The following is an 11,642-nucleotide window of genomic DNA, read 5'->3' as shown; positions in this document are numbered from 1 at the left end:
CGCCGGATGAGGTGATTCCGTTCCGATCCGGGCGTGACCGAGGACACAGATCATCCGTTGTCCCTTCATAAGCACTCGCCTGACCGTGGCCGATCACCCCGATCGGTCCAACAGATCCCTGAGGAGTCCCCGTGCCTCGCTTGCTCGACGTCAGCAACGACGTACGCGCCGAGATCGGCGACGAAGAAGCCGACCGCCTGATGGCCGGCGACAACGCCCCCGGCAGCTACGACTGCACCTCCTGCCGCACGCCGGGCGACTCGCAGCAGCAGCCGACCAGCACCGTCCTGTTCGTCGGCGACGAGACCGCCGTGCTCGCCTTCGCCCACGCCTCCTGCCTGCCCTCGCAGGTCGTCCAGGTCGCGGAGGACCAGTTGCAGGGCGCCGTGCAGTCCATCGGCGGCCAGGACGCCGCGGCCGCGCAGCCGGACGAAGGCGCCCCCGCCGCGCCCTCGCAGGCCGTGCTCGGCGTCACCAGCGGCCTCGTCCTGATCGGCGACACGACGCACCCCGCGCTCGTCGTCGAGCCGACGGGCCCCATCGCCCGCCCCGGCACGACCACGGACGGGGACGACTTCCTGCCGCTCCTGATCGAGCAGGGCTTCATGCCGGCCACCACGCTCGACGGGGTCCCCTCGGTCCTCGGCGGCTGGTCCGTGCTGCTCGCCATGGGCCAGCTGCACGCGATCCTCCAGCCCGGCACCGGAGGCTCCCCCGCCCAGGTCGCCTGGTGGCAGGCGCACCAGCCGCTCCAGGTGACGGAGGGCTGGCGGACCGCGGCGAACAAGACGCAGACGGTGCTCGTCTTCGCCGCCTCCGCCGGTTCGATCGGCCACCAGCCGCGCGAGGACCTGCTCCGTCAGGCCCTCGACAAGGCCGCGGCGAACGGCCGCCTGGTGGCCGCCGCGATGCCGCTCGCCGGCACCTGAGCCGGCCCGGCCGCACCCCACGGGCCCCCACGAATGCGCCGGTCACACCGCTGACAGCCCGCAACAGCGCAGGCCAAGGGCGCATCCGTCGGGGGCCCGGTTCGTTGGCACATACGTGCACCCATACGACCCGACCTCATCCCCCGCGCCCGGTTCCGCCCCTTCGTCCCGACGGCACCAGCCGTATCAGAACCCCATCCCGTCGATGCGCCCCGCAGAGGACCAGCCGGGCGGCCGTGCCGCGGGCGGTTACGCCGGGAGCGGTCCATCGGTGACCCCGATCTACGACGCCCTGTACGCGGAGTGGCGCCGCTCCTTCCGGACGCTGCCCGGCGACCGCAGCGGCGAGGAGGACCTCGGGTTCAGGGGCTTCGACCCGCTCCACGGTCCGCGCCCGCACCATCCGCCGCGCTGGCAGCCGTACCCCCCGCAGCACGCCACGGGACGGCACTTCCCCGCGGCCCTGCCGCCGGGGCCGCGCCGGGAGCACTGACCTCCCCCGCCCCGCACAGAAAAACGCCGCCGAGTGGATCTCTCCACCGGCGGCGTTCGCCCGAGCTCCTGCCGGAGCAGGACTACTTCTTCTTGCCGCGCTTCTCCCGCACACGCACGGAGATGTGGATCGGCGTGCCCTCGAAGCCGAACTCCTCGCGCAGGCGGCGCTCGATGAAGCGCCGGTAGCCGTGCTCGATGAAGCCGGAGGCGAAGAGCACGAACCGCGGCGGCTTGGAGGCGGCCTGCGTGCCGAACAGGATGCGGGGCTGCTTGCCGCCGCGCACCGGGTGCGGGTGGGAGGCGACGAGCTCGCCGAGGAAGGCGTTGAGCCGGCCCGTCGGGATGCGCGTCTCCCAGCCCTCCAGGGCCGTCTCGATCGCGGGGACGAGCTTCTCCATGTGGCGGCCCGTGCGCGCCGAGACGTTCACCCGGGGCGCCCAGGCGACCTGGCCGAGCTCGGTCTCGATCTCGCGCTCCAGGTAGTAGCGGCGCTCCTCGTCGAGGGTGTCCCACTTGTTGAACGCGAGGACGATCGCGCGGCCCGCCTCGACCGCCATCGTCACGATCCGCTGGTCCTGGATGGAGATCGACTCGGAGGCGTCGATCAGGATGACCGCGACCTCCGCCTTCTCCACGGCCGCGGCGGTGCGCAGCGAGGCGTAGTAGTCGGCGCCCTGCTGGAGGTGGACGCGCTTGCGGATGCCCGCCGTGTCGACGAACTTCCAGGTGACGCCGCCGAGCTCGATCAGCTCGTCGACCGGGTCGCGGGTGGTGCCCGCCAGCTCGTTGACGACGACGCGGTCCTCGTCGGCCACCTTGTTCAGGAGCGAGGACTTGCCGACGTTCGGGCGGCCGATCAGGGCGATCCGGCGCGGACCGCCGAGTCCCGCGCCGCCGAAGCTCTGCTGCGGGGCCTCGGGCAGGGCCTCCAGGACGGCGTCCAGCATGTCGCCGGTGCCGCGGCCGTGCAGCGAGGAGACCGGGTGCGGCTCGCCGATGCCGAGGGACCACAGGTACGAGGCGTCGGCCTCGCCGCTCGGGCCGTCGACCTTGTTGGCGCAGAGCACGACGGGCTTGTTGGCCTTGCGCAGCAGGCGCACGACGGCCTCGTCGGTGTCGGTGACACCGACCTTGGCGTCGACGACGAAGACGACGGCGTCGGAGGCCTCGATCGCGTACTCGGCCTGCGCGGCCACGGAGGCGTCGATGCCGAGCACGTCCTGCTCCCAGCCGCCGGTGTCGACGACCTTGAAGCGGCGGCCGGCCCATTCGGCCTCGTAGGTGACGCGGTCGCGGGTGACGCCGGGCTTGTCCTCGACGACGGCCTCGCGGCGGCCGATGATGCGGTTCACCAGGGTCGACTTGCCGACATTCGGTCGGCCGACGACGGCGAGGACGGGCAGCGGCCCGTGGCCCGCGGCGTCGAGCGCGCCCTCGACGTCCTCGAGGTCGAAGCCCTCCTCCGCGGCGAGCTCCATGAACTCCGCGTACTCAGCGTCGCCCAGCTCCCCGTGCTCGTGTTCCGGGGAGCCCTCGGGCTGGATCTGGTCGTTCATGAAGTCCGTACCTCGTCGTTCATTCGTGGTGATCGGTGCGCCCGCCTCGTGTCAGGAAAGCCGCACTACTGAAAGTCTCGCTCAGCGCCCGGTCAGGCGCCTGGCGTTGTCCAGGTGGGCGGTGAGCCGCTCCTGGATGCGCACGGTCGCCTCGTCGAGCGCCTTGCGCGTACGCCGCCCGCTGCCGTCGCCCGCTTCGAAGGGGTCGCCGAAGACGACGTCGACCCGGCTCCTGAGCGGGGGCAGCTTCTTTATCAACCGTCCCGGGCGCTCCGTGCTTCCCAGCACCGCGACCGGGACGATCGGCGCCCCGCTGCGCACCGCGAAGTACGAGAGTCCGGCCCGCAGCGACGCGAAGTCGCCCTCGCCGCGCGTGCCCTCAGGGAAGATCCCGAGGACGCCGCCGTCGGCCAGGACGCCGAGCGCCCGCGTGATGGCCGTACGGTCCGCGCTGGTGCGGTCGACCTTCACCTGCCCGATCCCGTCGAGGAAGGGCCCGAGCGGTCCGACGAACGCCTCCTGCTTGATCAGGAAGTGCGTCGGGCGCGGAGCGACGCCCATGACCATGGGGCCGTCGATGTTGTGGGAGTGGTTCACGGCGAGGATCACCGGGCCGGTCGCGGGGACCCGCCAGGATCCCAGGACCCGCGGCTTCCACAGCCCGTACATGAGGCCGACGCCGATGCGCCGACCGACCTCGGCGCCCCGCTCGGAAGGCGCTTGGGTCACTTCGAGTCCCGCTTCTCCTCGACGAGGGTGACGACGCACTCGATGACCTGCTGGAGCGTGAGGTCGCTGGTGTCGACCTCGACGGCGTCGTCGGCCTTGGCCAGCGGCGACGTCTTGCGGCTGGAGTCGGCCTTGTCGCGGGCGACCAGGGCCTCCTGCGTGGCCTTCACGTCGGAGCCCTTGAGCTCGCCGGAGCGGCGGGCGGCGCGGGCCTCGGGCGAGGCGGTGAGGAAGATCTTCAGGTCGGCGTCGGGCAGCACGGTCGTACCGATGTCGCGGCCCTCGACGACGATGCCCTTCTCGGCGCCGAGCGCGATGGTGCGCTGGAGCTCGGTGATCCGGGCGCGCACCTCGGGGACGGCGCTGACGGCGCTGACCTTGGAGGTGACCTCGCCGGTGCGGATCGGGGCGGACACGTCCGTGCCGTCCACCGTGATGGTGGGGGCGGCCGGGTCGGTGCCGGAGACGATGTCGGCCTTGCCGGCGACGGCGGCGATCGCGGACGGGTCGTCCAGGTCGATGCCGTTGTTCACCATCCACCAGGTGATCGCCCGGTACTGGGCGCCGGTGTCCAGGTAGCTCAGGCCGAGCTGGCCGGCGACGGCCTTGGAGGTGCTCGACTTGCCCGTGCCGGAGGGTCCGTCGATGGCGACGATCACTGCTGCGGCGGCGGTCGCGGCGGTTTCCATAGGTGACGGACACCTTTCTCAGTGCACGGGGGCATGGGTACGGGGCGCGGAAGCGCCCCGTACAAGGTTACTGGCTCCGGAAGACCCCTTCTTACGTGCCTCCACCGGCCTCGTTACTGGCGCATCGCCCAGCCGCGCTCGCGCAGCGCGGCGGCCAGCTTCGGCGCCTGCGCCGGCTGCACCATGAGCTGGACGAATCCGGCCTGCTGCCCGGTCGCGTGCTCGATCCGCACGTCCTCGATGTTCACGCCGGCCGCGCCCGCGTCGGCGAAGATCCGCGCCAGCTCGCCCGGCTGGTCGGAGATGAGGACGGCCACGATCTCGTACGCCGCCGGGGCCGCGCCGTGCTTGCCGGGGACCCGGGACTGGCCCGCGTTGCCCCGCCGCAGCATCGTCTCGACGCCGTCCACGCCCTCGCGGCGCTTGGCGTCGTCGGAGGACTGGAGGGAGCGCAGGGACTGCACCGTCTCCTCCAGGTCGCCCGCGACGGCGGAGAGCAGGTCGGCGACCGGGCCCGGGTTCGCGGAGAGGATGTCGATCCACATCCGCGGGTCCGAGGCCGCGATCCGCGTCACGTCCCGGATGCCCTGCCCGCACAGCCGTACGGCGGCCTCCTCGGCGTGCTCCAGGCGGGCCGCGACCATGCTGGAGACCAGGTGCGGCATGTGCGAGACGAGCGCGACGGCCCGGTCGTGGGCGTCGGAGTCCATCACGACCGGGACGGCCCGGCACAGGGCGACCAGTTCCAGGGCGAGGTTCAGGACCTCGGTGTCCGTGTCCCGGGTCGGGGTCAGCACCCAGGGCCGCCCCTCGAAGAGGTCGGCGCTGGCGGCGAGCGGACCGCTGCGCTCACGGCCCGACATCGGGTGCGTGCCGATGTACGGGGTGAGGTCGAGGCCCAGCTCCTCCAGCTCGCGGCGCGGGCCGCCCTTGACGCTGGCGACGTCGATGTAGGCCCGGGCGAGGCCCCGGCGCATCGCGTCGGCGAGCTGCGCGGCGACGTGCGCGGGCGGCACCGCCACGATGCACAGGTCGACGGGTCCCTCGGGCACCTCGTCGGTCCCGGCGCCGAGCGCGGCGGCGGTGCGGGCCTGCCCGGGGTCGTGGTCGGCGAGGTGCACGGTGACGCCGCGCGAGGCCAGGGCCAGGGCGGCGGAGGTGCCGATCAGGCCGGTGCCGATGACGAGGGCGGTTCTCACTGGGCGATGTCCTTGCGGAGGGTGGCCGCGGCGCCGAGGTAGACGTGCGCGACCTCGGCCTTGGTCCGCTCGGTCTCGATGTGGGCGAGGATCCGGACGACGCGCGGCAGGGCGCCGGCGATGTCGAGTTCCTGCGCGCAGATCAGGGGCACGTCGACGATGCCGAGCTTACGCGCGGCGGCCGCCGGGAAGTCGGAGTGCAGATCGGGGGTGGCCGTGAACCAGATGGAGATCAGGTCGTCGGCGGTCAGCTCGTTGCGCTCAAGGACGGCCGTGAGCAGCTCGCTCACCTGATCGTCCATGTGCCCGGCCTCGTCCCGTTCGAGTTGGACGGCGCCCCGGACCGCTCGTACCGCCACGTCACTGCCCCTTTTCCACGTACACGCAATTGGATAGGAGACCAGCGTAATCAAGGCGGCGGACGCGGGTGCGCGGCGCCCGACTGCCGAGACGGCCCGACCGGCCCCTGTCGCCACCCGGCCGGAGCTGCTTGCATGGAGGCGGTACCGCTGCCGCCTCGGGGGGAGGCCCGGTCATGAAGCGCTCGGGCCCGCTGTTCACCTTGCTCGCCGGACTGGCCCTCGGCCTGTTCATGCTGTCGCTCAACGCGACGACGGGCGAGGGCACGTCGTCGTACGGGAAGGCTCCCGCGGCGAAGGTCACGCCGTCCGCCTCCGCGTCGCCCTCGAAGGCGCGCCCGTCGCCGTCGAAATCCGCGAAGCCTCCGGAGGCGAGCCCGACGCGGTCGGCCCGCCCCAAGACCAGCTACGCGGGCCGCACCGACGACGACACGTCCGCGATCTCCATCTCCGTCCGAGGCGACAAGGCGATCGCCTACTTCTGCGACGGCCGCTCCAAGGAGTCGTGGCTGAAGGGGAACGTCGAGGACGACGGCGGGATGAAGCTGTCCGGCAAGCACGGCGCGAAGCTGGAGGGCCGGCTCACCGGCGACCGGGTCCGCGGCACCACGACCATCGACCAGCACCCCTACGGCTTCACGGCGAAGAAGGCCGTCAAGCCGTCCGGCCTGTACCGGGCGACCACCGAGGTGCGCGGCGCGAAGATCGACGGCGGCTGGATCGTGCTGCCCGACGGCCGCCAGGTGGGCATCGTGCGCCGCGACGACAAGCCGTCCGCCGCGCCGCGCATCGATCCGGACACGGGTGGCGTCACGGTCGACGGCGACCGTCTGACGGCCCGCCCGGTCGTCCCCTGAACGGCACGCAGAGCCGTTCCGAGCCAGAGGGTTCAGAGAGGGGTCCCATGACCGTCGACCCGAACGCCGCCACCCAGGATTTCCCGAGCCCCGACCACCGTCGCCCGTCGGTGGCCCGCTATCTGGTCCCCACGCTCGTCGCGGCGGTGGTGGCCGTGGCGCTCGGCGCGTACGGCAAGGTGCACGACCCGGAGGGCACGGCGTTCAACCTCGCCGGCTTCTCCAGTACGAGCGCGGTGAAGTCCTGGCTGGCGACGGCGGCCTTCGCCTTCGCGCTGGTCCAGATCGTCTCGGCGTTCATGGTGTACGGGAAGCTGCGCGGCCCGTCCTGGGCGCCCGCGCTGCACCGCTGGTCGGGCCGGATCGCGTTCCTGCTCGCGGTGCCCGTGGCGGTGCACTGCCTCTACGCGCTCGGCTACCAGACGTACTCGACCCGGGTCATGTGGCACTCGTTCCTCGGCTGCTTCTTCTTCGGGGCGTTCAGCGCCAAGATGCTGCTGCTGCGCACGGAGCGGTTGCCGGGCTGGCTGCTGCCGGTGGTGGGCGGTCTCGCGTTCGCGGTCCTGACGCTGCTGTGGTTGACGTCGGCACTGTGGTTCTTCCGGACGGTGGGAGTGACGACATGAGGCGCACCGCGTCGCGCAGGAGCGTCCTCGTCGCGGGCGCGGCGGCACTGGCGGCGGGATGCAGCAAGTACGGGGACGAGGGCGGCGGGGGCGACGGGGGCGGGAAGACCTCCGCATCGGAGCCCTCCCCGGCCGCCTCCAAACCGTCCGGCGCCGGATCCGAGAACCCGCCCGCGGCCAAGGAACTGGCCAGGACCTCCGACATCCCGGTCGGCGGCGGCAAGGTCTTCCCCGACGACAAGGTCGTGGTGACCCAGCCGACCAAGGGCGACTTCAAGGCCTTCTCCGCGGTCTGCACGCACCAGGGCTGCACGGTCAAGGACGTATCCGGCGGCACCATCAACTGTCCCTGCCACGGTTCGAAATTCAAGATCGCCGACGCCTCGGTGGCGGGCGGCCCGGCACCCCGCCCCCTGGACGCCCGGCAGATCAAGGTCACCGGAAACTCGATCACGCTGGCCTGACCGCTGCGCCTACCCTCACCCCATGAACGGGGAACACCTGGTGCGCGACCACACCATCTACGCCTGCGTCATGGGCTCGCGCGCGTTCGGCCTGGCCACGGACGCGAGCGATACGGACCGTCGGGGCGTGTACCTCGCCCCGACGCCGCTCTTCTGGCGCTTCGAGAAGCCGCCGACGCACGTCGACGGCCCGGCGGACGAGCAGTTCTCCTGGGAGTTGGAGCGCTTCTGCGAACTGGCGCTGCGCGCCAACCCGAACATCCTGGAGTGCCTGCACTCCCCCCAGGTCGAGCACGTCACGGACACGGGCCGCGAACTCCTGTCTCTGCGCGAGGCGTTCCTCTCCCGCCGGGCGCACGAAACGTTCGCCCGCTACGCGGCGGGCCAACGCAAGAAGCTCGAAGCGGACCTCCGCACCCACGGCGCCCCGCGCTGGAAACACGCGATGCACCTGCTGCGCCTCCTGACCTCCTGCCGCGACCTGCTGCGCACCGGGAAGCTGACGATCGACGTGGGCGAGGACCGCGCACCGCTGCTCGCGGTGAAGCGCGGCGAGGTGCCCTGGCCGGAGGTGGACCGCCGGATGACGCGCCTGGCGACCGAGGCGGAGGCGGCGGCGGCCCGCACTCCGCTCCCCGCGGAACCGGACCGCGCCCGGGTGGAGGCCTTCCTGATCCGCACCCGGCGCGCCTCCGCCGCGCTCAGCCCGTGACCGGCGCGTCCCACTGCGCCCCGAACCGCAACAGCTCCTCCCGGTGCTCGATGCGGTCGGTCCACTCCTTGGGCCACGCGTCGGCACCGAGGTGGGCGCCCGCGAAGGCGCCGGCCAGGGCCGCGATCGAGTCCGAGTCGCCGGAGGTGCAGGCGGCGCGGCGCAGCGCAAGGACCGGTTCGTCGACGAAGAGGAGGAAGCTCAGCAGGGCCGTGGCCAGGGCCTCCTCCGCGATCCAGCCGGCACCCGTGGCGAGGCACGGGTCGGTCTCGGGGGACGGCTCGCGCAGCGCGTCGCGCAGCCGGTCGAGGACGCCGAGGCACTCGTCCCAGCCGCGCGCGATGAACCGCTGCGGCGTCGGTTCCTCGCCGCGCCGCCACAGGTCGCCGAGCCAGGCCTCGTGGTACGTCTCGCGGTTCTCGTACGCGTAGGAGCGGAGTCGGCCGACCAGGCCGGTCGGCTCCGCGCCCGCGGCGAGGAGGCGCACGGCGTGCGCGGTGAGGTCGGCGGCGGCGAGGCCCGTGGGGTGGCCGTGGGTGAGGCCCGCCTGCAACTGGGCACCGCCCGCGCGCTGTTCGTCGCTCAGGCCGGGCACGAGCCCGAGCGGCGTGACGCGCATATTGGCGCCGCAGCCCTTGGAGTGGATCTGGCTGGCCTCCTGCCAGGACCGGCTTTCGGTCTTCAGGAGGGCGCACGCGCGCAGACAGGTGTTGCCGGGCGCGCGGTTGTTGTCGGGCGACTCGTACCAGTCGACGAACTCCTCGCGCAGCGGGCGCTCGAACCGCTCCGGCGCGAGGGGGCCGCTCCTGTGCAGCGCCCGCGCCACGGCGAGCGCCATCTGCGTGTCGTCGGTGATGTACGCGACGGGGTGGCCGGGCAGCTCCAGCTCCCGCCAGGGCCCGTACTTGTCGAGGATGGCGGGTACGTCGCTGAACTCGGTCGGGTAGCCGAGCGCGTCCCCGAGGGCGAGGCCGAGCAGCGACCCGGTGGCGGAACTCTTCGTCATCGGCGGGACCTTTCCGAGGGCTCGTGCGCGGGGCGCAGCAGCGGTGGGTGCAGCGACGTGGCGTCGCCGGCCCGGTACAGCGCCGCGGGCTTGCCGCGCCCGCCGGTGAGCCGGGACGCGCCGGGGATCTGCTCGACGAAGCCGGGCGTCGCGAGCACCTTGCGGCGGAAGTTCGCCGGGTCGAGGTCGGTCCCCCACACCACCTCGTAGACCTGCCGCAGCTCGCCGAGCGTGAACTCGGGCGGACAGAACGCGGTGGCCAGGCAGGTGTACTCCAGCTTCCCTCCGATCCGGATCTGGGCGTCGGCGAGGATCCGGTCGTGATCGAAGGCGAGCGGGCCCTGGGTCCCGTACGGCAGCCAGGCCGCTCGCGCCGCGTCCCCGCCGCCGTGCGCCTGCGGGGCGTCGGGCACGAGCGCGGCGAACGCGACGGACACCACCCGCATCCGGGGGTCGCGCCCCGGTTCGCTGTACGTACGCAGCTGTTCCAGGTGCAGCCCGGCGACGTCGGCGAGCCCGGTCTCCTCGGCGAGCTCGCGGCGCGCCGCCGCCTCCGCGGACTCGTGCGGCTCCAGGAACCCGCCGGGCAGCGCCCAGCGCCCCGCGTAGGGCTCGTGGCCGCGCTCGACGAGCAGGATGTGCAGCTGTCCCGACCGGAGCGTGAACACGGCCAGGTCGACGGTGACGGCGAAGGGCTCGTAGGCGTACTTGTCGTAGTCCGCCACGGTGCCGTTGTCGGACATGCGAGGGCCCCCTCCCTTTATTGGTCCAACAGACCTTAAAAGGAGGGGGCCGCCGCACACAAGACCCGCGAAGGCGCGACCTACAGGTCGACCTCCTGCATCAGCATGCCGACCTCGGTGTTCGACAGCCGCCGCAGCCAGCCCGACTTCTGGTCGCCCAGCGTGATCGGGCCGAAGGCGACCCGCACCAGCTTGTCGACCGGGAAGCCGGCCTCGGCCAGCATCCGCCGCACGATGTGCTTGCGGCCCTCGTGCAGGGTGACCTCGACCAGGTAGTTCTTGCCGGTCTGCTCGACGATGCGGAAGTGGTCCGCGCGCGCGTACCCGTCCTCCAGCTCGATGCCGTCCTTGAGCCGCTTGCCCAGATCGCGCGGGATCGGGCCCACGAGGTGCGCGAGGTAGACCTTCTTCACGCCGTACTTCGGGTGCGTGAGGCGGTGGGCCAGCTCACCGTGGTTGGTGAGCAGGATGACGCCCTCGGTCTCCGTGTCGAGCCGGCCGACGTGGAAGAGGCGCGTCTCACGGTTGTTCGTGTAGTCGCCCAGGCACTGGCGCCCCTCGTTGTCCTCCATGGTGGAGACGACACCGACCGGCTTGTTCAGCGCGAAGAACTGGTACGACTGCGTGGCCACGGTCAGACCGTCGACCTTGATCTCGTCCTTCTCCGTGTCGACACGGAGGCCCTGCTCCATGACGATCTCGCCGTTGACCTCGACACGGGCCTCGTCGACCAGCTCCTCGCAGGCGCGCCGCGAACCGTAACCGGCACGGGCCAGCACCTTCTGGAGCCGCTCGCCCTCCTGCTCGGCGCCGGGGAAGGTCTTGGGGAGCTTGACCTCCGGCTTGCCCGCGTACCGCTCGCGGTTGCGCTCCTCGGTCCGCGTCTCGTACTCACGCGAACGCGAGGGAGCCGTGCGGTTACGGCCGCCCGACTGCTGCTGCCCGCGCTTGGGGCCGCCCTTGGCGCCGCCGCGCGCGGAGGCGCCACGGCCCGCCTTCGGACCGTCCTTCGTGGCGTTCGGGCCTACGTCGTAGAGCCGCTCCTCGGGACGCGGCCGCTTCGGGCGCGCGGGCCTGTCGTCCCGCTTCTCGTCCCGCCTGTCGTCACGCTTGTCGTCGCGGTAGCCGCCGCCACCGCGCCTGTCGTCGCGGTTGTTGCCGGCGCCGCGCTGATTGCCACGGCCCCCGCTGTTCCCGCCGCGGCCGCTGCTGTTGCCACCACGGCTCCCGCCGTTGTTTCCGCTGCTGTTCCTGCCGCTGCTGCTTCGCATCAAATTT

14 protein-coding genes are annotated in these 11,642 nt (G+C 72.3%); 6 read left to right on the top strand and 8 right to left on the bottom strand.

The genetic code is table 11. The features are described from left to right. Positions 1-131 precede the first annotated feature (131 nt). The gene (locus ACNYS0_RS31320) at positions 132-929 is read left to right on the top strand and encodes a hypothetical protein (RefSeq protein ID WP_422478311.1); all 798 of its coding nucleotides are present in this window, start codon (positions 132-134) and stop codon (positions 927-929) included. A 205-nt stretch (positions 930-1,134) separates the two neighbouring features. Next, complete coding sequence (locus ACNYS0_RS31315) at positions 1,135-1,422, top strand: hypothetical protein (RefSeq protein WP_422478309.1); 288 nt, start codon at positions 1,135-1,137, stop codon at positions 1,420-1,422. 82 nt (positions 1,423-1,504) lie between these two features. On the opposite strand, the gene der is transcribed toward ACNYS0_RS31315, so the two are convergent. The 5 genes from der to aroH form a co-directional block, all read right to left on the bottom strand. After that, complete coding sequence (der, locus tag ACNYS0_RS31310; protein ID WP_385765043.1) at positions 1,505-2,980, bottom strand: ribosome biogenesis GTPase Der; 1,476 nt, start codon at positions 2,978-2,980, stop codon at positions 1,505-1,507. Between the two features lie 81 nt (positions 2,981-3,061). Continuing rightward, positions 3,062-3,709 (bottom strand): lysophospholipid acyltransferase family protein, encoded by a 648-nt coding sequence (locus ACNYS0_RS31305; RefSeq protein WP_422478307.1) that lies wholly within the window; start codon positions 3,707-3,709, stop codon positions 3,062-3,064. Further along, positions 3,706-4,398 carry a (d)CMP kinase gene (gene cmk, locus ACNYS0_RS31300; RefSeq protein WP_422478305.1) on the bottom strand — a complete coding sequence of 231 codons (693 nt, stop codon included), beginning with the start codon at positions 4,396-4,398 and terminating at the stop codon, positions 3,706-3,708. Before cmk ends, ACNYS0_RS31305 begins: the two co-directional genes overlap by 4 nt. Before the next feature lie 113 nt (positions 4,399-4,511). Continuing rightward, positions 4,512-5,597 carry a prephenate dehydrogenase gene (locus tag ACNYS0_RS31295; RefSeq protein ID WP_422478303.1) on the bottom strand — a complete coding sequence of 362 codons (1,086 nt, stop codon included), beginning with the start codon at positions 5,595-5,597 and terminating at the stop codon, positions 4,512-4,514. Then, complete coding sequence (gene aroH / locus ACNYS0_RS31290) at positions 5,594-5,956, bottom strand: chorismate mutase (protein ID WP_422478301.1); 363 nt, start codon at positions 5,954-5,956, stop codon at positions 5,594-5,596. Before aroH ends, ACNYS0_RS31295 begins: the two co-directional genes overlap by 4 nt. Positions 5,957-6,132: 176 nt before the next feature. Between aroH and ACNYS0_RS31285 the strand changes: the two genes are divergently transcribed. From ACNYS0_RS31285 to ACNYS0_RS31270, 4 genes are read left to right on the top strand one after another with little or no spacing between them, the layout of a single operon-like run. Continuing rightward, positions 6,133-6,813, top strand: coding sequence for a hypothetical protein (locus ACNYS0_RS31285; RefSeq protein ID WP_422478299.1), 681 nt, complete (start codon positions 6,133-6,135; stop codon positions 6,811-6,813). A 47-nt stretch (positions 6,814-6,860) separates the two neighbouring features. Beyond that, positions 6,861-7,439: a DUF6529 family protein gene (locus ACNYS0_RS31280; RefSeq protein WP_422478297.1), complete on the top strand. Its 579-nt coding sequence runs from the start codon at positions 6,861-6,863 to the stop codon at positions 7,437-7,439. Continuing rightward, positions 7,436-7,903, top strand: coding sequence for a Rieske (2Fe-2S) protein (locus ACNYS0_RS31275; RefSeq protein WP_422478295.1), 468 nt, complete (start codon positions 7,436-7,438; stop codon positions 7,901-7,903). The genes ACNYS0_RS31280 and ACNYS0_RS31275 overlap by 4 nt, the downstream gene beginning before the upstream one ends. A 22-nt stretch (positions 7,904-7,925) precedes the next feature. After that, on the top strand, positions 7,926-8,615 hold the full coding sequence (locus ACNYS0_RS31270; protein ID WP_422478293.1) for a nucleotidyltransferase domain-containing protein: 690 nt from the start codon (positions 7,926-7,928) through the stop codon (positions 8,613-8,615). On the opposite strand, the gene ACNYS0_RS31265 is transcribed toward ACNYS0_RS31270, so the two are convergent. The 3 genes from ACNYS0_RS31265 to ACNYS0_RS31255 all read right to left on the bottom strand — a co-directional run bounded on the left by ACNYS0_RS31265 (position 8,605) and on the right by ACNYS0_RS31255 (position 11,635). Then, complete coding sequence (locus ACNYS0_RS31265; protein ID WP_422478291.1) at positions 8,605-9,621, bottom strand: ADP-ribosylglycohydrolase family protein; 1,017 nt, start codon at positions 9,619-9,621, stop codon at positions 8,605-8,607. The two genes, ACNYS0_RS31270 and ACNYS0_RS31265, sit on opposite strands and share 11 nt — an antisense overlap. After that, positions 9,618-10,364: an NUDIX hydrolase gene (locus tag ACNYS0_RS31260; RefSeq protein ID WP_422478289.1), complete on the bottom strand. Its 747-nt coding sequence runs from the start codon at positions 10,362-10,364 to the stop codon at positions 9,618-9,620. The genes ACNYS0_RS31265 and ACNYS0_RS31260 overlap by 4 nt, the downstream gene beginning before the upstream one ends. A gap of 80 nt (positions 10,365-10,444) precedes the next feature. Next, on the bottom strand, positions 10,445-11,635 hold the full coding sequence (locus ACNYS0_RS31255; protein WP_422478287.1) for a pseudouridine synthase: 1,191 nt from the start codon (positions 11,633-11,635) through the stop codon (positions 10,445-10,447). Between the last annotated feature and the right edge of the window lie 7 nt (positions 11,636-11,642).

This window comes from Streptomyces anthophorae (genome assembly GCF_049310305.1).
GTDB lineage: Bacteria > Actinomycetota > Actinomycetes > Streptomycetales > Streptomycetaceae > Streptomyces.
This window is presented reverse-complemented; position numbering and strand designations above follow the sequence as displayed.

Coding starts and splice junctions, on each gene's coding strand:
- ACNYS0_RS31270 (WP_422478293.1), top strand. CDS start 7,926: ATGAACGGGGAACACCTGGTGCGCGACCACACCATCTACGCCTGCGTC.
- ACNYS0_RS31265 (WP_422478291.1), bottom strand. CDS start 9,621: ATGACGAAGAGTTCCGCCACCGGGTCGCTGCTCGGCCTCGCCCTCGGG.
- ACNYS0_RS31275 (WP_422478295.1), top strand. CDS start 7,436: ATGAGGCGCACCGCGTCGCGCAGGAGCGTCCTCGTCGCGGGCGCGGCG.
- ACNYS0_RS31260 (WP_422478289.1), bottom strand. CDS start 10,364: ATGTCCGACAACGGCACCGTGGCGGACTACGACAAGTACGCCTACGAG.
- der (WP_385765043.1), bottom strand. CDS start 2,980: ATGAACGACCAGATCCAGCCCGAGGGCTCCCCGGAACACGAGCACGGG.
- ACNYS0_RS31280 (WP_422478297.1), top strand. CDS start 6,861: ATGACCGTCGACCCGAACGCCGCCACCCAGGATTTCCCGAGCCCCGAC.
- ACNYS0_RS31315 (WP_422478309.1), top strand. CDS start 1,135: ATGCGCCCCGCAGAGGACCAGCCGGGCGGCCGTGCCGCGGGCGGTTAC.
- ACNYS0_RS31255 (WP_422478287.1), bottom strand. CDS start 11,635: ATGCGAAGCAGCAGCGGCAGGAACAGCAGCGGAAACAACGGCGGGAGC.
- ACNYS0_RS31285 (WP_422478299.1), top strand. CDS start 6,133: ATGAAGCGCTCGGGCCCGCTGTTCACCTTGCTCGCCGGACTGGCCCTC.
- cmk (WP_422478305.1), bottom strand. CDS start 4,398: ATGGAAACCGCCGCGACCGCCGCCGCAGCAGTGATCGTCGCCATCGAC.